The sequence below is a fragment of the Aliikangiella aequoris genome, from assembly GCF_053709105.1.
This window is the reverse complement of record NZ_CM132298.1, coordinates 1298198-1318438: the sequence shown is the minus strand read 5'-3', so window position 1 is coordinate 1318438 and position 20241 is coordinate 1298198. Positions and strand designations below refer to the sequence as shown.

Sequence of the window (20241 nt, the reverse complement as noted above, 5' to 3'; positions counted from 1 at the left end):
CTAACTAAAGCAACACAACATCAAATTGTTCTTGGGTATAAAGCCGCTCTGCTTGGAATCGAATAGGTTTACCAATCATGGACTCTAACTCGGCTAAATGAGAAGCCTCTTCGTCTAACATTCGATCAACAACGCCTTGCGTTGCAAGCACTAAATATTGACTCGCATCATAAGCTCTTGCGCTTCGATATAACTCTCTAAATATTTCATAGCAAATAGTTTGCGCCGTTTTAACGCTGCCTTTGCTATCACAGGTTGGACAAGGCTCGCATAAAATATGTTCCAAGCTTTCGCGGTTACGTTTGCGGGTCATTTGGACTAGTCCAAGTGACGACACTTCTGAAATATGAGTTTTGGCATGATCACGTTCAAGTGCTTTTTCTAAGGTTCGAATAACTTGACGCTTGTGCTCTTCTTCCTTCATATCAATAAAGTCGATAATAACAATTCCGCCTAAGTTCCGCAGCCGTAGCTGCCTCGCCAACGCTGAAGCGGCTTCTAGATTGGTTTTAAAAATAGTATCTTCTAAATTTCTATAACCGACAAAAGCACCGGTATTCACATCAATCGTTACCATCGCTTCGGTTTGCTCAATAATTAAATAACCGCCCGACTTTAGTTGGACTTTGCGGTGCAGCGCTTTTTCAATTTCATCTTCTACATTAAAAACATCAAACAGTGGACGCTCTCCACCATAAAGTTCGACACAAGGCTTTAATGCCGGCACAAATTGATCAACAAAATTAAGCAACCTTTGGTATACCGGTTCTGAGTCAATTCTAATTCGCTCGACATTTGCCGGAGCCAAGTCACGAATTAAACGCAGCGTTAAATCTAAGTCTTCGTGCACTAAACAAGGGGCTTTGGCTGCCTTTATATTGTTTCCAATGGTTTTCCAAAGCCGCGCTAAAAAATCGACATCGTGTCTGAGCTCTTCTTCTTTTGCTCCTTCGGCTGCAGTACGAATAATAAACCCCTGACCTTTTTCGGGTAATTCTGACTGAAGCAGACAATTTTTTAAGCGCTTGCGCTCAGTTTCGTCTTCGATTCGTTGCGAAACACCAATATGCGGATTGTCTGGCATCATCACTAAAAACCGCGAAGGAATGGTCAAGTGAGTAGTTAAGCGAGCTCCTTTGGTACCTAATTCATCTTTTATTACTTGAACGGTGATGGTTTGACCGTCATGTAACAACTCATTTATGTCTGGCGTGGTGATATTGTCGTTTTCTATTAGCTCAGTTTCAGATATTGGCAAAATTTCTGCGGCATGTAAAAATGCAGAGCGTTCTCGTCCAATATTAATAAACGCCGCTTGCATCCCCGGTAAAACGCGAATCACTTTACCTCGATAAATATTACCAACTAGCCCTCTGCTAGAAGCGCGCTCAATAAGTAGCTCTTGCAGCATGCCATTTTCGATCACAGCAGCCCGAGACTCTTGTGGGGTTACGCTAAATAAGATTTCTTCTTTCATTGGCTATTTCCTAAACAATCCTCAAGCAATTTAGCTGTCTCGTATAAGGGTAGCCCTACCACACCACTATAGCTACCTTGAATCGATTGAATAAAGCGCGCAGCGTTTCCTTGAATGGCATAACTGCCTGCTTTGTCAGCTCCCTCACCAGAAGCGATATAGTTAACTATGGTAGCATCAGTAATCTCACCAAAAGTGACCTGAGTGATACTATTCACCACTTTAGAGCGACTGTTCGCACGCGCGCATACGCTCGTAATCACCTGGTGAGTTTGCCCACTGAGAGATTGTAGCATTTGCATTGCTTGGGCATCATTCTTTGGTTTACCAAGAATTTTCTGGTTCAATATTACGCTAGTATCAGCGCCTAAAATAATGCAACTAGCGGGGTTAACCCCCTGTTTTAATAAGTCGTTCTCTCCCGCACAGGCCTTTTCTTGCGCCATACGCGAAACATAATCTAACGCAGATTCGCTGGGGTTAACTGACTCGTCAATATCCACGTTAAGACTCTCAAACTGCACCTTAATTTGAGTGAGTAGCTCTTTTCTTCTAGGAGATTGAGAAGCAAGGTAAACTTTTCGCTCGGGTTGCTCCGGCATGACTAAATCGTCCCTTTATTGTCTTAGTGAAAAAATTACTAGGTTATAAGCCCTTTTTTAACAAGACTTACGTCGAATATCTCTTAATAAAATAAAAACCCATGGCCAAAAAACCATCGCACCAAACAGCGGCAACCAGTAACTTAATTGGAAACTCACCGGCTCTACCAAACCATTAAGATTAAACACAATCAAACGATGAATTCCAACAATAACCGCTACATTAAGGGCCTGTTTCCAACGAGGAAATAGTCTTAAACGGTGATATAAGGCTTGTATTAAAAAGGCGACCACAGCCAACGACAATGCATTAATTCCAAACAATGAACCATTTAACACATCGACAAATAAACCCAAAATCCAGCCGCTTACCACACCGATACGATTAGGTAACGCCATAACCCAATAAATTAATACCACTACAACCCAGTCGGGCATAATCACATCAATCATTGATGGCAGTGGCATAGCGTCCATTAATAAAGCGACCGCAAAGGTCATAATAATGACAAATCCACCCTTAGAGTCAGCTTTTTGGCTCATTACCCACCTCCTGAGCTCTTTCTGACCAAATGAGTAGTACCATGGATGACTGTGCTAACTTCGCCATTGGCGTCGCTTGGACGCGAGCAAAAGGTGCGCTGGGATCATTTTCAATAGAAGAAACGGTGGCAACAGGGTAACCATCAGGAAACTTTTGACCTAAGCCTGAACTGAGTAGTAAATCGCCTACTTTAATATCGGTAGTATCAGGTACAAATTGCAATTCTAATAAGTCAATCCGCCCTGTACCCACCAATGTTGAACGAACCCCATTCCGATTAACCCGCACCGGGATAGCGTGAGTGGCATCGGTAATCATTAATACTCTAGCGTAAAGCGGTGCAACCTCGACCACTTGGCCGACAATACCGTATGCATCGATGACTGTTTGCCCTTCGAAAACATCGTGTACGCTGCCCTTGTTAATTAAAAAATTAAGACTAAAAGGGTCACTATCAATTTGAATAATTTCTGCAACTAGCTTTTTATCAAACCACTTATTTTCGGTACCCAGTAGGTTTCTTAACCGCGCATTTTCAGCTTGCAGCCCAACTAGCGTTTGTAATTGTGACTTTAAAATAAGCGACTCATCTTTTAAGCGGGCATTCTCTTGGCGTAATTGACTGCGTGAGACTAAGTTCTCTCCGCCCCAAGCGAAGAACTCACCAGGAATGTCGGCTAAATAAACAATGGGAGTAATAAAAGTCGCGATCCCGTTACGTAACCATTTAAGATGCTGCTCGTGGTGATCAACAAACATTAATATACTCGAAAGCACCACGACAATAAAAAGCCGTGTGGTATGCGAAGCGCCTTGCGAGAATAAAGTTTTAATTACGACAGCCTTATTGGTAAGCAGTTGAATTTATAAGATTTTTGTTATTTTATCTCAGTCAACAAGCAATATTCAACGGGAAACAGCTTTCAATCAAAGATAAACCATTAAAAAACTAACTAATCACTCAGTTTTTCAATAATGACTTGCGCTTGAGCGAGGTTTTTTTCGTCACTAATGCTTAAATGAACGCGGCAATTTCCCCAACTCGCGAGCTTTTCGCGGGTTGTCTCGTGTAATAGGATACTCGGTTTGCCAAGCTCATCATTAACTACTTCAATGTAGGGCAAACTGACGCCTTCAGCGACACCAGTTCCCATTGCTTTAGCAAATGCCTCTTTAGCCGCAAAACGTTTTGCTAAATAACGGGCTCTTAGTTTTAAATTACGATAAACAACTAATTCATTAGGGTGCAAAATTTTTTTCGCAAAAAGCTCGCCATGTTTATCGATTGAGCTCTGAACTCGCTCAATTTCACACAGGTCAATCCCTATGCCTAATATACTCATTGGCGGGCTGCCAACATAATTGACTTCATATCACTTACCGCTTTGTGTAGCCCACTAAATACGGCCTGAGAAATAATGGAATGTCCAATATTAAGCTCGTAAATATCCTTGATCGCGGCGACTTCTGCAACATTATGATAATGCAACCCATGTCCAGCGTTTACCATTAGTCCGAGGCTTTTAGCATGCTTCACCCCTTCTTCAATTAGAGTCAACTGGGCTTTACGCTCAGATTCTGTTTTCGCTTCGGCATAATGTCCAGTGTGAATCTCAATAAAAGGCGCGCCTACTTTGTGAGCCATATCAATTTGTTCGGCTTGCGCGTCAATAAACAAAGATACTTGAATTCCTTGCTCGCCTAATTCATCGCAAGCGCTTTTAACCTTATCATAGTTTGCAACCACATTAAGGCCACCTTCTGTTGTTAATTCTTCGCGTTTTTCTGGTACTAAACAAACAAACGCTGGCTGGGTCTTTTTGGCAATAGCGAGCATTTCTGAAGTGACGGCCATTTCAAAGTTTAATCGAGAATTAATACATTCTCTAACTAACTCTACATCTCTATCTTGGATATGACGACGATCTTCGCGCAAATGAATAGTAATTCCATCAGCTCCAGCTTGCTCTGCGACCAAAGCAGCCTGAACAACTTGCGGATAATCAACGCCTCTGGCTTGACGTAAAGTTGCCACATGATCGACGTTTACACCTAAATAGATTGGATTTTTAATGCTCATGTTACTCAACTCTTCTGTTAAATTCTTGGTATTCAATTAGTCGCGAATATGTTGCCACATTTTTCGGCTCTGTAAAGGTCTATTCCCAATAACTTGACGCAATAACAGCTGCATAACTAACTTACTTTCCGTTGCAATTTTTGTACTAATTTGGTTATTCGCAAGCCCAATAATTGCGGCTCCAGATACAAGGTTGCCGCGCAAAGGCGCCGCAGTCAATTGAAACCCACTATCGGGAAACAGCTGATAAAAACATTCGGCGTTTATCGGCTTTCCTTGCGTGTCAAAATTAAAGTCGGGGGCATGTCCAAGTTGTTTTAATAAGTACATTTCAAAGCGCCGCAACTGCCCATGTAACTCTTCTAACTCTTGTGTAGTACTTAACGCGATCAGCGTTTCTTTGTAAGCCCCAAATACCTCGGGAAATTCTTGTTGCTCTGGCAAACAGCGAGTTAAAAGCTCATTGCAATAGTAGCCACACGCCATTGCTTTTGGGGCATTGACAAAAGTATTGGTTAACAATAATTCGCTAGCATCAACCTGGGTTATGGTTTTTAAGTTACCCCGTCCAGCCAATACGAAATTCAGTAAATTAAACGGTTGCAGTAGCGCTTTACGCGCTTGTGATTTTTTACTTTTAATGCCTTTACCAATAGCGCTAATAAAACCGTAATCTAAAGTAAAAAGCTGTAATGTTAAACTATTCTCTTGAAATGCTCGTGAGTGAAGTACAAAACCTTGGGTTTCAATAGCAGTTTGGCTCATAAGCGTGTGGTTAACTTAGCGTAACAAAAGTAGATCGTTGCAACAGCGTTCACTATTGGTCGTTTTCATCAAACCCTAAGGAACGCAAGGCTCTTTCATCATCAGCCCAGCCGTCCTTAACCTTTACCCAAAGTTCCATATAAATTTTTTGGCCGAACAAACGCTGCAAATCGGCTCTAGCGTCTGTACCTACCTGCTTTAATCGTGACCCGCCTTTGCCTATCACGATAGATTTTTGTCCATTCCTTTCAACTAGAATAAGTCCGTTAATATGAATAGTGCCTTTTTCATCGGTTTTAAACTGCTCAATTTCTACGGTAATTGAATAAGGCAGTTCGTCACCTAATTGGCGAATAAGCTTTTCACGGATTATTTCTGCAGCTAAAAATCGCTCACTTCGATCAGTGTAATAATCTTCTGGAAAGACAAAATCTCCTTGCGGCATCGCATTAGCAAGATAGTTTTTTAAAGCCTCAACTTGCTGACCTTTTAGCGCTGAACCGGGAATAATTTCAACAAAATCATGCTTGCTTGCCAGGGATTGTAACTGTGGCAACAGTGCTTCTTTATTAGCTAGTTTATCAATTTTATTAATAAACAGTACCACTGGGCGCTTCGCTTCTTTAATGTGCTCTAACACTAGCTGATCATCTTCGGTCCATTTTTCTGGCTCAACGACAAAAACAACAATATCGACGTCAGCAATGGTACTAGACGCAGCTCTATTCATTAACCGATTAATTGCGCGCGCTTCTTTTCGGTGAAGCCCTGGTGTGTCCACATAAATCATTTGAGTGGAGTCAAATGTGTCAATCCCTAAAATTCTGTGACGGGTGGTTTGCGGCTTACGTGAAGTAATACTCAGCTTTTGCCCAAGGAGATTATTCAATAATGTCGACTTGCCAACATTGGGCCGCCCAACAAAAGCGACAAAACCACAATGTGGACTATTTTTCGACTGATTCATTATTAATTTTCTCCAAAATTTTTGCGGCAGCGGCTTGCTCTGCTTTACGCCGACCAGACCCTTCGCCTTCGGCTTGTAATGATTGATAACTCACATGACAATTGACCCAATAAGTTTTCGCATGATCTTTACCATTAGAGCGAACGACTTCGTAAACGGGTGTGTCAAAGTTACGTGCTTGTAACCATTCTTGGAGTTGTGTTTTAGGATCTTTTTTGGCCATATCTAGCGATAGAGCCTGTATTCTTGATTGGTACAAATTTAAAATAAACTGTCGTGCAGTTTCAAAACCATTATCTAAATAAACCGCACCAATGATCGCTTCAAAAGCGTCGGAAAGAATAGAGGCTCGTCGGAAGCCACCACTTTTCAATTCGCCGCTGCCTAGTCTTAAAAAATCACCTAATTGTAATTCTTGCGCGATTTCAAACAGGGCTTTTTCTTTTACCAAAAAAGAACGTAAACGACTCAGTTGCCCTTCGTCAGCTTCTGCAAACTGAGTAAATAGCTGATCAGCTATTACCGCACCTAAAATTGCATCACCTAAAAACTCTAAGCGTTCGTTATGCTCGTTTGACGCAGAACGATGCGTCAATGCTGTATCTAATAAAGCGGTGTCTTTAAACTGGTAATTAAAGCGTTTTTGAAGAATTTTTAGGTTTGGTAAGATTGCCATAAATGTGTTCTAACTTCCTTTGCGCCTAACTTCTTCTTCAAACTCAATTAATATATAAATGTTGCTCATGAAATTTTCTTTCTTAGAATATTTTATGACAATATATTTTTCTCCAGACTTTTCTCTCATCACTTTAAATGCGTCTTTTTCGAAGCCGCGTACACTATCAATATTTAAGCGTTTTTGTACATTAGTGTAGATTTGTTTTGGTGTCATTTCTTTAAAATTAGCTTGATTAACAATATTCTGCATGGAGCTAGTAATGACATTATGCTCCAAATAAATAGGAATCATTTTAAACGCTAGCATGCCGAAAAACACAATAACAAATATCAGCATTAACTTGGTCCACATGGTAGACCCCTGTTGCTTAGATAGCTTGTTAAGATGACTTTGAGACAATAAGTTATTATTCATTTTTTTAATTCCTCAAGCATTCCATAGGTTAACCATTAGCATAGCACAAAAGAGCAGATTCTTTTTAATCGCATTTTATAACTATTCAATAGCACCTACTCGTGAAAAGTCTACGCCAGTAGGCACCCAGCCAAAATATTTATTTTGAATATCAAAATCTAAGTGCAACCAAATAGCAACAGCTTCACCGACTAAATTTTCTTCTGGAACAAAATTTGTCCCTTCCCAAAAGCGGCTATCATGACTATTGTCTCGATTATCACCCATCATAAAGTAGGATTTCTCAGGTACCGTGAAACGGTAATCAAATGCTCTTCCATAACGATCTTGGTGGAGTACTTGCGGGTTATTGAGAATATGGTGACTTTCGCCATTAACACTTTCTACATATTCATAGTTATTACGCTCTGTTCCCGTCTCTGGGTTTCGGTCAATATAAAATGGCCCTTCAACTTTTTCCTTCTTAAAGTGTATTTTACCCGGACACTCTTCATCCGCAGACTGATTGCAACGCGGTATAACGTATAGTTCCTTGTTAGCGGTGTAAACGACCGTATCACCCGGTAGCCCGATAACACGTTTGATGTAATCTTCGTGCGGCCAGTTAGGCGCTTTAAAAACAGCGACATCTCCACGCTCTGGCAGGCCAATATTAACCACTTTTTTGGAATTAACTGGCAACCTTAAACCATAGTTATACTTATTAACTAAAATAAAGTCGCCTTCTGTCAGAGTGGGCTTCATTGATGCAGATGGAATTTGGAAAGGCTCGTATAAAAAAGAGCGCAGCACTACTATAAATAATAAAATAGGAAAGAAAGATTTAGCATAGTCTACATGAATAGGTTCTTGCGAAACTGCCTTTAAGGCCTCTTCTGCAGGCTCACTGGTTTGCTCATAAAGCTTAGCAATTGCTGCTTTACGTTTTTTACCTGCAGTTAAGCTATCGATTAACCAAATAATTCCAGACACGGCGGTTAATAAAACTAAAATTAATCCGTAATAACTACTCATTAAATCAATATTCCTTAAAAGTTAAAGTCACAAGCTTAAGTTAACCCTTTTTAAATGGTTACTCTTTACCCACCTGTAATACAGCTAAAAACGCTTCTTGCGGAATTTCGACTCGTCCAACTTGCTTCATACGTTTTTTACCTGCTTTTTGTTTTTCAAGTAATTTACGTTTCCGGCTAACGTCACCACCGTAACATTTCGCAGTGACATTTTTGCGCAACGCTTTAACGGTAGAGCGGGCAACAACGTGATTGCCAATAGCTGCCTGTATTGCTACTTCGAACATTTGGCGAGGAATAAGTTCACGCATTTTATCAACTAGCTCTCTCCCGCGGTATTGAGCTTGATCTTTATGCACAATAATTGCCAATGCATCCACTTTATCACCGTTTATTAGTACGTCTAATCGCACTAATTCAGCCGCTTGAAAACGAATAAAGTTATAATCTAGAGAAGCATAGCCGCGACTCACTGACTTTAATCGGTCAAAAAAGTCTAACACCACTTCATTCATAGGTAAGTGATAAGACAACGCCACTTGCGTTCCCACATACTCCATTTTGGTTTGCACACCACGTTTTTCAACACACAGGGTAATAACACTGCCCAAATGCTCTTGGGGTACAAGAATATTAGCTTCAACGATAGGCTCTCTCATTTCTTCAATAGCCCCTGGCTCGGGTAACTTTGAAGGGTTATCAACGTAAATGGTCTCGCCTTTTGCTGAAATAACTTCAAAAACTACCGTTGGTGCCGTTGTAATTAAGTCAAGATCGTATTCGCGCTCTAAACGCTCTTGAATAATTTCCATATGCAACATACCTAAGAAGCCACAGCGAAAGCCAAATCCTAGCGCCTGCGAGTTTTCTGGTTCGTAAAATAAAGACGCGTCATTCAAGCTCAGCTTGGCTAAAGCATCTCGAAATGCTTCATAGTCGTCTGATGAGACCGGAAATAAGCCCGCGTATACTTGCGGCTTCACCTTTTTAAAGCCAGGTAGTGCTTTATCGGCTGGGCTCTTAGCAAGAGTTAAAGTATCACCTACTGGCGCGCCTTGAATTTCTTTAATACCAGCAATAACGTATCCAACTTCACCGGCTCTTAGCTCCGGTAAATCATGTCGTTTTGGCGTAAAAATACCAACAAAATCAACTAAGTGGCTTTTAGCGGTGGACATAACCTGCATTTTGTCGCCTTTTTTCAAAGTCCCTTGAACAACCCGAACTAAAGAAACAACACCTAAATAGTTATCAAACCACGAATCAATAATCAGCGCTTGCAAAGGGGCATCACAGTCGCCCACTGGAGCAGGTACTTTGGCGACTAACTCTTCTAAAAGCTCATTAATCCCAACCCCCGTTTTTGCGCTACATTGCACAGCGTCCATAGCTTCTAGACCAATGATGTCTTCAATTTCTTGGGCTACTCTATCTGGGTCTGCTTGCGGTAAATCAATTTTATTTAAAACAGGAATTACTTCTAAATCTTGTTCAATGGCGGTATAACAGTTGGCTAAAGTTTGCGCTTCGACTCCTTGCCCGGCATCCACTACCAACAGCGCACCTTCGCATGCTGCTAATGATCGTGAAACTTCATAGGAAAAATCAACGTGTCCAGGCGTGTCGATAAAGTTTAACTGATAGGTGTTACCATCGTTTGCTTTGTACTCTAAAGTAACACTCTGGGCTTTTATCGTTATGCCTCTTTCTCGCTCTAAGTCCATAGAATCAAGGACTTGCGCAGACATTTCTCGCTCAGTTAAGCCACCGCACACTTGAATTAAGCGATCGGAAAGTGTCGACTTACCATGGTCGATATGGGCAATAATAGAAAAGTTTCGAATAAATTGGGTATAGGACATATAACGCTGTTTTGCCGAGTTTCAAAAAGGCACGAATTGTACCCTATTTTAGCTAAAAGTTGTGCTTTTATGTGTAAAATATTGCATCTGTTGGCTTTATTTAGGCTTAGTGAGCGCAGCGTTGCCGCTTCACTTAAGCCTTTACCTTATCGAGCCTCGCGATTGTTCGGCAAGGCTGACCAACATTGGCTATTTAGAATAACCTAACTGTCCTGAAAATTAGCGCTATTCAGAGCCAAGTGAACTAGGCCTGATTATTGTTGGCGATTCACATTATTGACGCAACGCTCTTAGCATCCAAGCGGTTTTTTCATGAATTCGCATACGGTCAGACACCAGCGCAGCGCTTGACTCATCGTTTGCCTCTTGCGCTAACATTAAGACCTTTCGGCATGTTTTGACTACTTGCTCGTGGCTTTTAGTTAATATGTCCACCATTTCAGTTGCTTCTGGTACGCCTTCTACCTCGTCAATAGAACTAAGCCTAGCAAACTCTTTATAAGTACCCGGTGCGGCTACATCTAAAGTTCGGATTCTTTCAGCAATATCGTCTACCGCGACAGCGAGTTCTGTGTAATGTTCCTCAAACATTAAATGGAGCTCTCTAAACTGTGGCCCGGTGACATTCCAATGAAAATTATGGGTTTGCAAATACAATGTGTACGAATCAGCTAACAAAGCTTTCAGCTCTTGTGCTATTGATAAGCGATTAGACTCATTAATTCCAATATCGATAGTGCTCATAACTCACTCCTTTTCAATGACTAGCGAGCTCAATTGCTCGACTAAATATCAGTATACGCAGTTACACTCAAACTAAAACAAGATTTGCTTTTGACTATGCGACCAATTGAATTTGGCTAATTGATAAAGCCGAGTAATCTAGATAAAAAGCATCTAAATAGTAAAGGGATACAAATTAGTAAAAGTTTATGAATTTGTAAAAGGTTATGAATTAACAACCGATGATGCTCAAAGTAGGCAATTGCTTAATAGTGGGATATAGTGTTGTTGGTCTTTAAAATCAGATAATAAGTATCAATAATCAAGGAGCTTCACCATGCTAAAGAAAATGATATTCACGCTGCTTATGTTATGTTGCCTTAAAGTTAATGCCAACGAAACCATTGTCTTAGAACTTTATAATGACAAAGGACTAATGGGCAAACAAATCACTCAAATGAATGGCCCCAACAGCTTAACCAGTAGCACAGAATTAAGTTGGAATAATCGCCGCTTAAACACTCAAGAAAATTATGTATTTAATCAAAAAGGTTTTCCAGTAGAAGTTAAGATTAGCGGCATTTCCGCTTTTGGCGCACCAGTTGAAGAATACTTTAAAATTGAAGACGGTGTAGCAACTTGGAATAGCCGTGCAGATGAAGGCACAGCGGACATTTCAGAAAAGCAATTTTATATTGCTGTTGATGGCATTAATAATACAGCGCTTGTTAAAGCGCTACTTAATTCACCATTTAATCAAATTGATCTGTTTCCTTCCGGGCGCGCAGAATTACATAAAATTACTGAAACGGAAGTCACTAAAGACGGGAACAAACAAACCGTCTATTTATATGCCATTTCAGGCATTGGAATGACGCCACAGTTTTATTGGTACGACCAAAACTCACACCTATTTTCTATCAATATTGGCGGTTTTATTAAAGGGATCCAGCAAGGCTGGGGAATGGACACTTTTCAGCAGCTTAAAGAAATTTCTGACAAAGCAGAGCATGAGTATTATAAAGAACAATCTGCGCAGTTAACCCATCATGTTGATACCCCCATTTTGTTTAAGTCAGCCAATGTGGTTGATGTAGAAAATAAAAAGCTGCTAGAAAACTACGACGTATTAGTCAGTAATAATAAAATTAAAAAGGTAGCTCAAAATATTAAAGCGCCAAACAACGCCAAAGTAATTAACGCTAAAGGTAAAACTTTAATTCCTGGACTTTGGGATATGCACGGCCACCTTTCTAAAACACAAGGGTTTAACTATTTAGCGGCTGGTGTCACTAGCGTTAGAGACATAGGAAATAGCCCTGCCAACATGGAGGAAATTAGCAAACTCTATCAAGAAGGCTACTTAGGAACTCATGTTTATAAAGCAGGATTTATTGACAAACAAAGTGAGTACTCTGCGGGTAATGGTATAACCGTAAACTCATTACAAGAGGCAAAAGATGCTGTCGACTGGTATGCCGATAGAGGTTACATTCAAATAAAAACTTATTCGTCCATGGATCCAAAATGGATGAAAGCGTTAGCAAAACACATTCATAAACGCGGGTTAAGATTAAGTGGCCATATACCAGCCTTTATGTCTGCTCAGCAAGCAGTCGAAGCAGGCTTCGATGAAATTCAGCACATCAATATGTTATTTCTTAATTTTTTGGGCGGAGATAAAATTGATACCCGGCAGCGATTACGTTTTACTTTAATTGGCGAAAAGGCTAAAGATTTAGATCTCAATAGTCCAGAAGTTAAAAAGTTTGTAAAAATGCTCGCAAAAAAAGATATTGAAGTCGACTTAACGGTCTCAACCTTTAACAGTTTGTTGTTAACAAGAGACAAGCAAATTGATCCTGAGTACGCCAATATTGCCGAACATTTACCGCCAGCATTTCAACGTTCACTAAAAACTGCCACTATGAAAATAGCGAACCCAGAAGAAGATGCTTCTTACCGTGCTGCTGGCGATGCCTTATTAAAAATGACGAAGTTATTGTTTGATAATGGCGTGCCTATTATTCCAGGCACAGATGCTCACACAGGCTTTACCCTACTCAGAGAATTAGAGCTTTACTCTATGGCCGGCATACCCAACATCGATGTGCTAAGAATTGCGACACTTCAATGTGCTAAAGTTGTTGGCCAAGCGGATAAAACAGGATCAATCAGTGAAGGCAAATATGCTGACTTGGTATTAATTGACGGAAATCCACTACAAGATATTGCCGACTTGCGTAAAGCGGCATTAGTGTTAAAAGGCGATAAATTATACCAACCGGAAAAAATTTATAACAGCTTAGGTGTAAAACCATTTACCGAAAGTATTGAGCTATAATTTACCGCTCTAACAAAAAAGGCTTTGATTTTAATCAAAGCCTTTTTTATATTACCGCTAAGGTATATTCACTTAAATCCGTTCGACACTTTTAAGTTTTTGCATCAATATTAATACTAACAACGAATTAAATTTTAAACACACTGATCAATTCAGATAACTTATGAATATCTTCTCGCTGTAAGCGAGTACCGTCTTGCACTTTAACAATTTGCTCCGCGGTTTCATTTGCAAGCTCTCTTATTGCAGCAGCTCTTTGGGTAATTTCATCTGAGGCTTTAGCCTGCTCGTCAGTTGAGTTAGCAATTTCAGATGATTGTACTTTAATTTCTGCGATTGCTTGCGCGATGCTTTCTAAAACCGTTTGCACTAACAATGACTTATCAACACCAATTTGCGCATGCTCTTTACCGGTTTGCATAGCGTCAACTGCGCTAGCAGCATTTTTTTGCAGTCCTTCAATAATGTGCTGAATAGACTCTGTTGATTCTTGCGTACGGCTAGCTAAAGAGCGAACTTCGTCAGCAACAACCGCAAAACCTCTGCCTTGTTCACCGGCTCGTGCCGCTTCTATTGCTGCGTTTAATGCTAGCAAATTAGTTTGTTCAGCAATACTTCTAATGACTTCTAAAACCTCACCAATTTTAGCGCTATCACTATTTAAGTCATCGACAACGGTCGATGCATTGGTAACGGTTTCCGCTAGTGTTTGAATACTACGAGAGGCTTCGTCGACAACTTTAACGCCTTTAGATACCTGTTGATCGGCTTCATCAGCTGAACGTCTCGCGGACTCAGAGTTTGCAGAAACACTAGTCACTGAATAACTTAACTCTTCCGCAGAGGTTGCAACTAAATCTGTAGCCTCTTTTTGTTGTTGCGCTTTATGGGTCGTTGCATTAGTTATTTGAGTTACGTTCTCTGCACTTTCATAGAGCTCATCAACGGTTTCTTTATTTCGCGAAATCAACTGATGAATGCGATCGATAAATAAATTAAATTGATGGGCGAATTGAGAAACTTCGTTACCCCCTTCCTCTTCTATACGCTTGGTTAAGTCACCTTCGCCATGAGCAACGTCATAAATCGCATCAAGTACTCTTTTTAATGGTTTGGTTATACGTGCACTAACTCCCCAAATGACGGCACAAATCACTAAAATAATGACTAAGTTACTCAACACCGCAGCTTTTACACTTTCATAAAATGGCGCTTCATAAACTTCAGTCGAAACAATTAGTCCCGCCATCCACTCCATTTCTGGTGACTCTAGTGCGATATCGTCAAACGCAACTAAGTGAGGCTTACCTTTCCAAGTTACTTCAACGATTCCGCGTGGTTTTAAACTTATTTCTCTTTGCAGTTGCGCGAAACCACTTGAGTTAGGCAGTACTAAGTCCACGTCGGCAATATTAGAGTTGGCTTTAACAATTTCTGGATCAGCGGGAAAAACAATAATGCGGCCATCTTTATTAATAATAAAGGGCTCTCCCTGATCTTTGTATTTGAGCTGTGACGCAACATCTTCGCGAATTGTAGACAGCAAGATATCAACTCCCGCAATACCGATAAGCTCACCACTGGCGCTGTACACGGTACGTTTTATCGACGAAAGTATCGATTTATCAATTAAGTCGACTTCTGGCTGGGTTATAAATAATTTGTTTTTACCTACCGCAACAGGCCACCAGGGACGTTTGCGAGCATCATATGGAGCATCTGCTGAGCCTGCATAACGCTGATTACTACTATCAAAATATTCTCCGGTATGCGCACTCGCAAAGAAAAACGCTTTCGCTGCCGGATCTCTGGCTTCTAAGTTTCTAAACATACTAATTATACGAGGGAAACCTTGATCGCTAGAAAGATCTTTTCCGCGCTGTTTATAAGCGCTAAACCAATCAATCACAAATGGCGACGATAGCATGCCTTCGACGACCTCGGATCTTTTACTAATAAAGCTTTCAATTTTGTTAGACTGCAAAGCTAAAGAGCTTGCAAGCCCCTGTTCAACAGATTCTCTGGTTTCATCAGCCACTTTATTTAAGTAAACCAACGAAGTAATTACCAATATCACAACCAATGAAAAGGTTAAAACAATGGTGAGTTCAGTGCGAATGGATTTAAAGTTAAACATATTCAAAACTTCTCTTTATATAATTAGTATTTAGAAGGGAGAAATAGCAAAGCAATTGGTGCGGCTATACTGCCGAAGAGCTAACTCAAAACCTCAGTAGCTAACAAATTTCGCCTTACTTGAATATAGGAAAGTTTTCTCAGAATCTCAAACTTTAAGGTCTTTTTATTCTATTAAATTTAATATTTGCTCGCGATATTGGGGAATTAACCGAGAAGTGCGATAAAAACCTAAAGAAGGCCGAGTAAAAGCTTGTTTATCAAGCCGGTTAAGTATGTGTAGTGCCAAGTTTTCGGCTTCAATATCTGGGTTGTTATCTGCTTGATAGAGATATTGCTCCGCTAAGTATTCAGGGTAGGCAACTCGATTAGGTGCCACTGGAGAGCAACCGGTTAAAATTGCTTCTTGTACACTCAAACCTTGAAAATCATGTAAAGCCGAAGAAATACACAAGTCAGACTGTTGTAAAATATTAATATAGTCTTGGCGGCTTTTTTGATATCCCCAATGAGCAATAACCGATTTAAGTTCACTTTCAGCTTGATAAAAACATTCGGGTATTTGTCTAAAAGCTTGACCTAGCACACTTAATCGTAAACTCACTCCAGCGTTAATTAACAGATTCATCGCCGCAAAAAAAACTTCAGGCTGTTTGTCATATTCCCAGCGGTGATTCCACACCACTTTAAGCGGACGTTCAGCGGAACCAATCCGGTAATCACTCTGTTGCGCTTTAGTTGATAATTGCGCAGAAACTTGTTCATTTAATGGCACCGGCAAAACTAACATTTTAGCTTTAAGTTGTTGTAACCAGCCCCTAGGCGGCTTTTGTGGTAGCTTCTTAAATAATTGATTAACGCCTTCCCAAAAGCTGTTTAAGTTAAACTGACTGTTAAATACGACTTTATCTGCACAAAAAGCCGCATATAAACTTGTTAACTGTGCATTCAGAATATTCGGCTGTGCTCTATCGAGCGGGTATACAAATTGATTTTCATGAAAATAAAGTAAAGTAGGAATATTACAGAGCTTAGCTTTAAAGCCTCTTAAACTAGCCAAATCAACCATGGACGTAGCTATAATTAGGTCGTAATCAAGCGCTAGCAATTCAGCATGCTCTGTGGCAATAGATAAACTACTACCTCTCACTCGCCAAGCAAAGTCACGCGGCGGTAAGGCAATTTGGGTCCATTCAAACTCGCTCAATTGCTCGGCAAGCAGCTTACGCCAATAGGCATGACTCGCAGCATCATAACCTGATAATAGTAAAATTCGCTTTTTAGAAGTCATTTTTGGATTTGCCTAAGCTTAACTATTGCGATAAAACATTTTAATTTCAAGCGGTTAATTGATGAAACATATCACAACCACTATAATAACGTGGCTAATAATTAAAGGATAGTCATTAAGCTACAAGTATACTAGCGCTAAAATAAATATATAAAGTAACCGATTTAACCTTTCACTTATAAAAAATGAAAGCCAATAAAGTTAACCAAGGAGAGTTCATGGATATTTCGTCTGAGTCGATTTCAAATATTATTACCACCTATGTAATTCCATATAGTATAAATTTCATTTTCGCAATTCTTATATTTTTAGTGGGTAAGTTTGTTGTTAAAAACCTCACTAAACTCGTTGGAAAAATATTAACCAAAGCCAAAGTTGATCCGGTACTTGTCAGCTTCACTCGGGGAATTGTTCGTAGTTTATTAATGCTATTTGTGATTATAGCTGCGGTTGGAGAATTAGGAGTTGATACCACTTCACTAGTCGCTATTGTAGGTGCCGCCGGTTTAGCAATTGGTTTATCGTTACAAAGTTCATTACAAAACTTTGCCTCAGGAGTGATGATAATTACTTTTAGACCGTTTACTGCAGGCAATTTTGTCGATATTGCCGGTGTTGCGGGTACAGTAGAAAAAATCAGTATTTTCTCCACCATTCTAAAAACTGGCGACAATAAAGAAATTATTATTCCAAACGGAAAAATCTACGGTGACGTGATCATTAATTATTCAGCTAAGCCAACTCGTCGTGTCGATATGGTTTTTGGAATTGGTTATGACGATGACTTAAAAAAAGCTAAGCAAATTATCACAGATATTCTAGCTGAAGATGAACGAGTTTTAGCAGAGCCTGCGCCATTGGTCGCGGTAGCAGAGCTTGCCGATTCTTCTGTTAATTTTAATGTTAGACCGTGGGTAAATTCGGCTGATTATTGGTCGGTATATTATGACTTACACGAAAAAATTAAACTTAAATTTGATGCAGAGAATATTTCTATTCCCTACCCTCAAATGGATATTCATATGAACAAACTCAACTAGTTTAATCTGATCTAACCTATCCTAATCAATCTAACCAAATCAATCTAACTAAACAAGGCGATAATAATATCGCCTTGTTTCTGTTAATAATATGTTCGCATCAGTCAGACACACTTTCAACTAGCATATTAATTAATGCGTCTACTTCAATTAAAGCACTCATATAATCTACTACCATACCTGCGAACCAAGGTCTTCGTGATGACTTTTCTGCCCAACGTACATCGTTATGGGTAAGGTTTTTGGCGTCACCAACAGAATGGCAGGCTAAAGCCCAGTTCGAATCATCTAATAAAATAATATATTGATATTCTTGCGTTTTATCGACAGCTTGCTCTGGCATTAAATACTTTTGAGTATCAATAACCATTAAGCTGCCTCTTTCATTAGGAACTAATCCGATAAACCAATCTGGCGTTCCCACCATTGGAGTTATATCTTGCACACTAATTTTAGATATGCCGCCTAATTTAATTAATGGAACGGCTAGAGGCAGTTTTCCGACTTTAAAAATAAGCGTTTGAAAAACTTCGGGCAAAAAGTCTTTAGCTTTTTCTGGTTGGCGTTCGACAAAAGTAGCTTGTTCGACTTGAACTTGCTGCTCTTCACTGATTATTGCTTGATTTTTAAGGGTAGTTTTATCTGCCGTTGAATGGTCGCTCTCAGGTAATGTTTTAAACGCAATTCTAGCTAATAATTTTTCAACCGTTTTTAAACGCTGGTCAGGTGATTCTTGTGAAAGTGGCGCACTATCGGTTTGAGGGTTGGGTTTTGGTAAATAATCTCCCACTAAAGATTCAGTTTCTTGGTGCGAAGTTTTGTTTGACGCGTACTGATTTAAAGCGTCTTGCGCTGGTTTCTTGTCGGCTTTCTTTGCTGCAGAAAGGTCTGCTCGGTGGTCGATATTTTCGTCTGGATGCTCTTTTAAATAAGTTTGTTCTTTCTCTTGGGTTATCAACGCATCCCACTGCTTTAACTGCTCTTCTTCTGGCGCTTCTTGTGCTAGTTCAGTTTGCTCTAGTGACCTTCGCCCGTCAGAGGTGTTATTTACGGCTGCATTTTCTAACGGCGGATTAGGCTGTGAATGCACTTTAGGTGCTGGTTCCGATTCTGCGCTTACTGATGGGTTTTCTGGCACTGATTCAGGATTAAGCTTATCACCATCATTAACTTTTAATTGAGACTCATTAAGGTCTTTTGAAAGAGATAAATCTGAACTGGCTTTCGAGTTTTCACTACTCGTTTTAACAGCGCCGGTATTACTTTCGCTAGTTTTATCTTGGCTAGTTTTATCATCATTAGCCTCAATGACTTTTATTTTTTGGCGTATCGGGTGAACATTGGAATTATCCACCAATAAGAACTCAACATACTCTTCGAGTATGCTTTGCTCTTCACTCACTGGCGGTTTATTTAACTTCATGTTCAATCTCAAAATCGTTTTACAAAAAATAAGCCATTTACATGCTTGCCGTATTACCAAATAGCTTGGCTATTTAAACTCAAAGTTTTACTAGCTAGACTGCAGCAGCATGTGTTCAGCTAACTTGAAATATGCTTTTACCCCATGGGTGTCTGGAAAGGCTAAGCTAGGCGTTTGATGAAACCGAGAGGCGTCTCTAAACTTAGTATCTACCGGAATAACTCTTTCCCATAAATGCCCGCCAAATTCATCGCGCATATTTCTTAGCGCTTGTATTGAAGCCTTGGTTCTGCGATCAAACATGGTAGGAACTATAGTATACCCTATTGAGTGATGTTGCGCTTTTATTACCATATTAAGGGTGTTCATCATTCTTTCTAGCCCCTTAATCGCTAAAAATTCGGTTTGCACAGGAATTATTAGCTGTTGGCACGCAGCGAGTGCATTAATCAACAAAACACCTAAAACAGGAGGACAATCAATTAACACAATATCGAAGTCTTGTTCTAGCAGTTTAAGGCTGCGAGTCATAACTAGCCCCATACCTTCGCGACTGCTAAAGCGCTTATCTAAAGTGGCTAAACTCAGTGATGCTGGCAATAAACTGATATTTTTTTCATCCAGCTTTACAATACACTGCTGCGCTTGCGAAGCTGACACAGGCGGCTCAGCAAACCAATTAAATAGGGTTTTACCGAGCGCTTCACTGTCATAGCCAAAATAGGAAGTTAAAGACGCATGCGGATCACTGTCTACCACCAAAATACGGTAACCTTGCTGCGCTAATATTCCCGCTAACGAGGCAACACTGGTTGTTTTACCTACCCCGCCTTTTTGATTGGCAACAGTCCAAACTTTCACAACTAACCTCGAATAAATTA

At 40.1% G+C, this 20241-nt stretch carries 19 protein-coding genes; 2 read left to right on the top strand and 17 right to left on the bottom strand.

Going from position 1 to position 20241, the window contains the following annotated elements; all coding sequences use genetic code 11:
* Window positions 1–4: 4 nt before the first annotated feature.
* From rng to ACUR5C_RS05785, 13 genes are all read right to left on the bottom strand, one after another.
* Window positions 5–1477 (bottom strand): ribonuclease G, encoded by a 1473-nt coding sequence (rng, locus tag ACUR5C_RS05845; RefSeq protein WP_454467422.1) that lies wholly within the window; start codon window positions 1475–1477, stop codon window positions 5–7.
* On the bottom strand, window positions 1474–2079 hold the full coding sequence (locus ACUR5C_RS05840; protein ID WP_454467421.1) for a Maf family protein: 606 nt from the start codon (window positions 2077–2079) through the stop codon (window positions 1474–1476). Before ACUR5C_RS05840 ends, rng begins: the two co-directional genes overlap by 4 nt.
* A gap of 57 nt (window positions 2080–2136) precedes the next feature.
* Window positions 2137–2622 carry a rod shape-determining protein MreD gene (gene mreD / locus ACUR5C_RS05835; RefSeq protein ID WP_454467420.1) on the bottom strand — a complete coding sequence of 162 codons (486 nt, stop codon included), beginning with the start codon at window positions 2620–2622 and terminating at the stop codon, window positions 2137–2139.
* Entirely contained in the window at window positions 2606–3457 is an 852-nt protein-coding gene (gene mreC / locus ACUR5C_RS05830; RefSeq protein WP_454467868.1) for a rod shape-determining protein MreC, read from the bottom strand. Before mreC ends, mreD begins: the two co-directional genes overlap by 17 nt.
* A gap of 119 nt (window positions 3458–3576) precedes the next feature.
* On the bottom strand, window positions 3577–3966 hold the full coding sequence (gene acpS, locus ACUR5C_RS05825) for a holo-ACP synthase (RefSeq protein WP_454467419.1): 390 nt from the start codon (window positions 3964–3966) through the stop codon (window positions 3577–3579).
* Entirely contained in the window at window positions 3963–4703 is a 741-nt protein-coding gene (pdxJ, locus tag ACUR5C_RS05820) for a pyridoxine 5'-phosphate synthase (RefSeq protein ID WP_454467418.1), read from the bottom strand. The genes acpS and pdxJ overlap by 4 nt, the downstream gene beginning before the upstream one ends.
* Window positions 4704–4739: 36 nt before the next feature.
* Window positions 4740–5468 carry a DNA repair protein RecO gene (gene recO, locus ACUR5C_RS05815; protein ID WP_454467417.1) on the bottom strand — a complete coding sequence of 243 codons (729 nt, stop codon included), beginning with the start codon at window positions 5466–5468 and terminating at the stop codon, window positions 4740–4742.
* A gap of 52 nt (window positions 5469–5520) precedes the next feature.
* Window positions 5521–6435, bottom strand: coding sequence for a GTPase Era (gene era, locus ACUR5C_RS05810; protein ID WP_454467416.1), 915 nt, complete (start codon window positions 6433–6435; stop codon window positions 5521–5523).
* The gene (gene rnc, locus ACUR5C_RS05805; RefSeq protein WP_454467415.1) at window positions 6416–7111 is read right to left on the bottom strand and encodes a ribonuclease III; all 696 of its coding nucleotides are present in this window, start codon (window positions 7109–7111) and stop codon (window positions 6416–6418) included. The genes era and rnc overlap by 20 nt, the downstream gene beginning before the upstream one ends.
* A gap of 9 nt (window positions 7112–7120) precedes the next feature.
* On the bottom strand, window positions 7121–7528 hold the full coding sequence (locus tag ACUR5C_RS05800) for a DUF4845 domain-containing protein (protein ID WP_454467414.1): 408 nt from the start codon (window positions 7526–7528) through the stop codon (window positions 7121–7123).
* An 81-nt stretch (window positions 7529–7609) separates the two neighbouring features.
* The gene (gene lepB / locus ACUR5C_RS05795) at window positions 7610–8542 is read right to left on the bottom strand and encodes a signal peptidase I (protein WP_454467413.1); all 933 of its coding nucleotides are present in this window, start codon (window positions 8540–8542) and stop codon (window positions 7610–7612) included.
* A gap of 58 nt (window positions 8543–8600) precedes the next feature.
* Window positions 8601–10403, bottom strand: coding sequence for a translation elongation factor 4 (gene lepA, locus ACUR5C_RS05790; RefSeq protein WP_454467412.1), 1803 nt, complete (start codon window positions 10401–10403; stop codon window positions 8601–8603).
* Between the two features lie 273 nt (window positions 10404–10676).
* Window positions 10677–11147 (bottom strand): Dps family protein, encoded by a 471-nt coding sequence (locus tag ACUR5C_RS05785; RefSeq protein ID WP_454467411.1) that lies wholly within the window; start codon window positions 11145–11147, stop codon window positions 10677–10679.
* A 316-nt stretch (window positions 11148–11463) separates the two neighbouring features.
* Between ACUR5C_RS05785 and ACUR5C_RS05780 the strand changes: the two genes are divergently transcribed.
* Window positions 11464–13470: an amidohydrolase family protein gene (locus ACUR5C_RS05780; RefSeq protein WP_454467410.1), complete on the top strand. Its 2007-nt coding sequence runs from the start codon at window positions 11464–11466 to the stop codon at window positions 13468–13470.
* Between the two features lie 127 nt (window positions 13471–13597).
* Here ACUR5C_RS05780 and ACUR5C_RS05775 read toward each other — a convergent pair whose 3' ends face one another.
* Both ACUR5C_RS05775 and ACUR5C_RS05770 read right to left on the bottom strand, forming a co-directional pair.
* A complete protein-coding gene (locus tag ACUR5C_RS05775) occupies window positions 13598–15607 on the bottom strand; it encodes a methyl-accepting chemotaxis protein (RefSeq protein ID WP_454467409.1) in 2010 nt (669 codons plus the stop codon).
* Between the two features lie 165 nt (window positions 15608–15772).
* Entirely contained in the window at window positions 15773–16897 is a 1125-nt protein-coding gene (locus ACUR5C_RS05770) for a tRNA-queuosine alpha-mannosyltransferase domain-containing protein (protein WP_454467408.1), read from the bottom strand.
* Window positions 16898–17115: 218 nt separating this feature from the next.
* Here ACUR5C_RS05770 and ACUR5C_RS05765 point away from each other — a divergent pair, with 218 nt between their 5' ends.
* A complete protein-coding gene (locus ACUR5C_RS05765; RefSeq protein WP_454467407.1) occupies window positions 17116–17937 on the top strand; it encodes a mechanosensitive ion channel family protein in 822 nt (273 codons plus the stop codon).
* Between the two features lie 100 nt (window positions 17938–18037).
* Here the strand turns inward: ACUR5C_RS05765 and ACUR5C_RS05760 are convergent, their stop codons facing one another.
* Together ACUR5C_RS05760 and ACUR5C_RS05755 are read right to left on the bottom strand one after the other, a co-directional pair.
* A complete protein-coding gene (locus ACUR5C_RS05760) occupies window positions 18038–19360 on the bottom strand; it encodes a chemotaxis protein CheW (protein WP_454467406.1) in 1323 nt (440 codons plus the stop codon).
* A gap of 90 nt (window positions 19361–19450) precedes the next feature.
* Window positions 19451–20221: a ParA family protein gene (locus ACUR5C_RS05755; RefSeq protein ID WP_454467405.1), complete on the bottom strand. Its 771-nt coding sequence runs from the start codon at window positions 20219–20221 to the stop codon at window positions 19451–19453.
* Between the last annotated feature and the right edge of the window lie 20 nt (window positions 20222–20241).

Coding starts and splice junctions, on each gene's coding strand:
- ACUR5C_RS05775 (WP_454467409.1), bottom strand. CDS start 15,607: ATGTTTAACTTTAAATCCATTCGCACTGAACTCACCATTGTTTTAACC.
- ACUR5C_RS05780 (WP_454467410.1), top strand. CDS start 11,464: ATGCTAAAGAAAATGATATTCACGCTGCTTATGTTATGTTGCCTTAAA.
- rng (WP_454467422.1), bottom strand. CDS start 1,477: ATGAAAGAAGAAATCTTATTTAGCGTAACCCCACAAGAGTCTCGGGCT.
- ACUR5C_RS05770 (WP_454467408.1), bottom strand. CDS start 16,897: ATGACTTCTAAAAAGCGAATTTTACTATTATCAGGTTATGATGCTGCG.
- recO (WP_454467417.1), bottom strand. CDS start 5,468: ATGAGCCAAACTGCTATTGAAACCCAAGGTTTTGTACTTCACTCACGA.
- acpS (WP_454467419.1), bottom strand. CDS start 3,966: ATGAGTATATTAGGCATAGGGATTGACCTGTGTGAAATTGAGCGAGTT.
- pdxJ (WP_454467418.1), bottom strand. CDS start 4,703: ATGAGCATTAAAAATCCAATCTATTTAGGTGTAAACGTCGATCATGTG.
- era (WP_454467416.1), bottom strand. CDS start 6,435: ATGAATCAGTCGAAAAATAGTCCACATTGTGGTTTTGTCGCTTTTGTT.
- ACUR5C_RS05760 (WP_454467406.1), bottom strand. CDS start 19,360: ATGAAGTTAAATAAACCGCCAGTGAGTGAAGAGCAAAGCATACTCGAA.
- lepA (WP_454467412.1), bottom strand. CDS start 10,403: ATGTCCTATACCCAATTTATTCGAAACTTTTCTATTATTGCCCATATC.
- ACUR5C_RS05785 (WP_454467411.1), bottom strand. CDS start 11,147: ATGAGCACTATCGATATTGGAATTAATGAGTCTAATCGCTTATCAATA.
- rnc (WP_454467415.1), bottom strand. CDS start 7,111: ATGGCAATCTTACCAAACCTAAAAATTCTTCAAAAACGCTTTAATTAC.
- mreD (WP_454467420.1), bottom strand. CDS start 2,622: ATGAGCCAAAAAGCTGACTCTAAGGGTGGATTTGTCATTATTATGACC.
- ACUR5C_RS05800 (WP_454467414.1), bottom strand. CDS start 7,528: ATGAATAATAACTTATTGTCTCAAAGTCATCTTAACAAGCTATCTAAG.
- ACUR5C_RS05840 (WP_454467421.1), bottom strand. CDS start 2,079: ATGCCGGAGCAACCCGAGCGAAAAGTTTACCTTGCTTCTCAATCTCCT.
- ACUR5C_RS05765 (WP_454467407.1), top strand. CDS start 17,116: ATGGATATTTCGTCTGAGTCGATTTCAAATATTATTACCACCTATGTA.
- lepB (WP_454467413.1), bottom strand. CDS start 8,542: ATGAGTAGTTATTACGGATTAATTTTAGTTTTATTAACCGCCGTGTCT.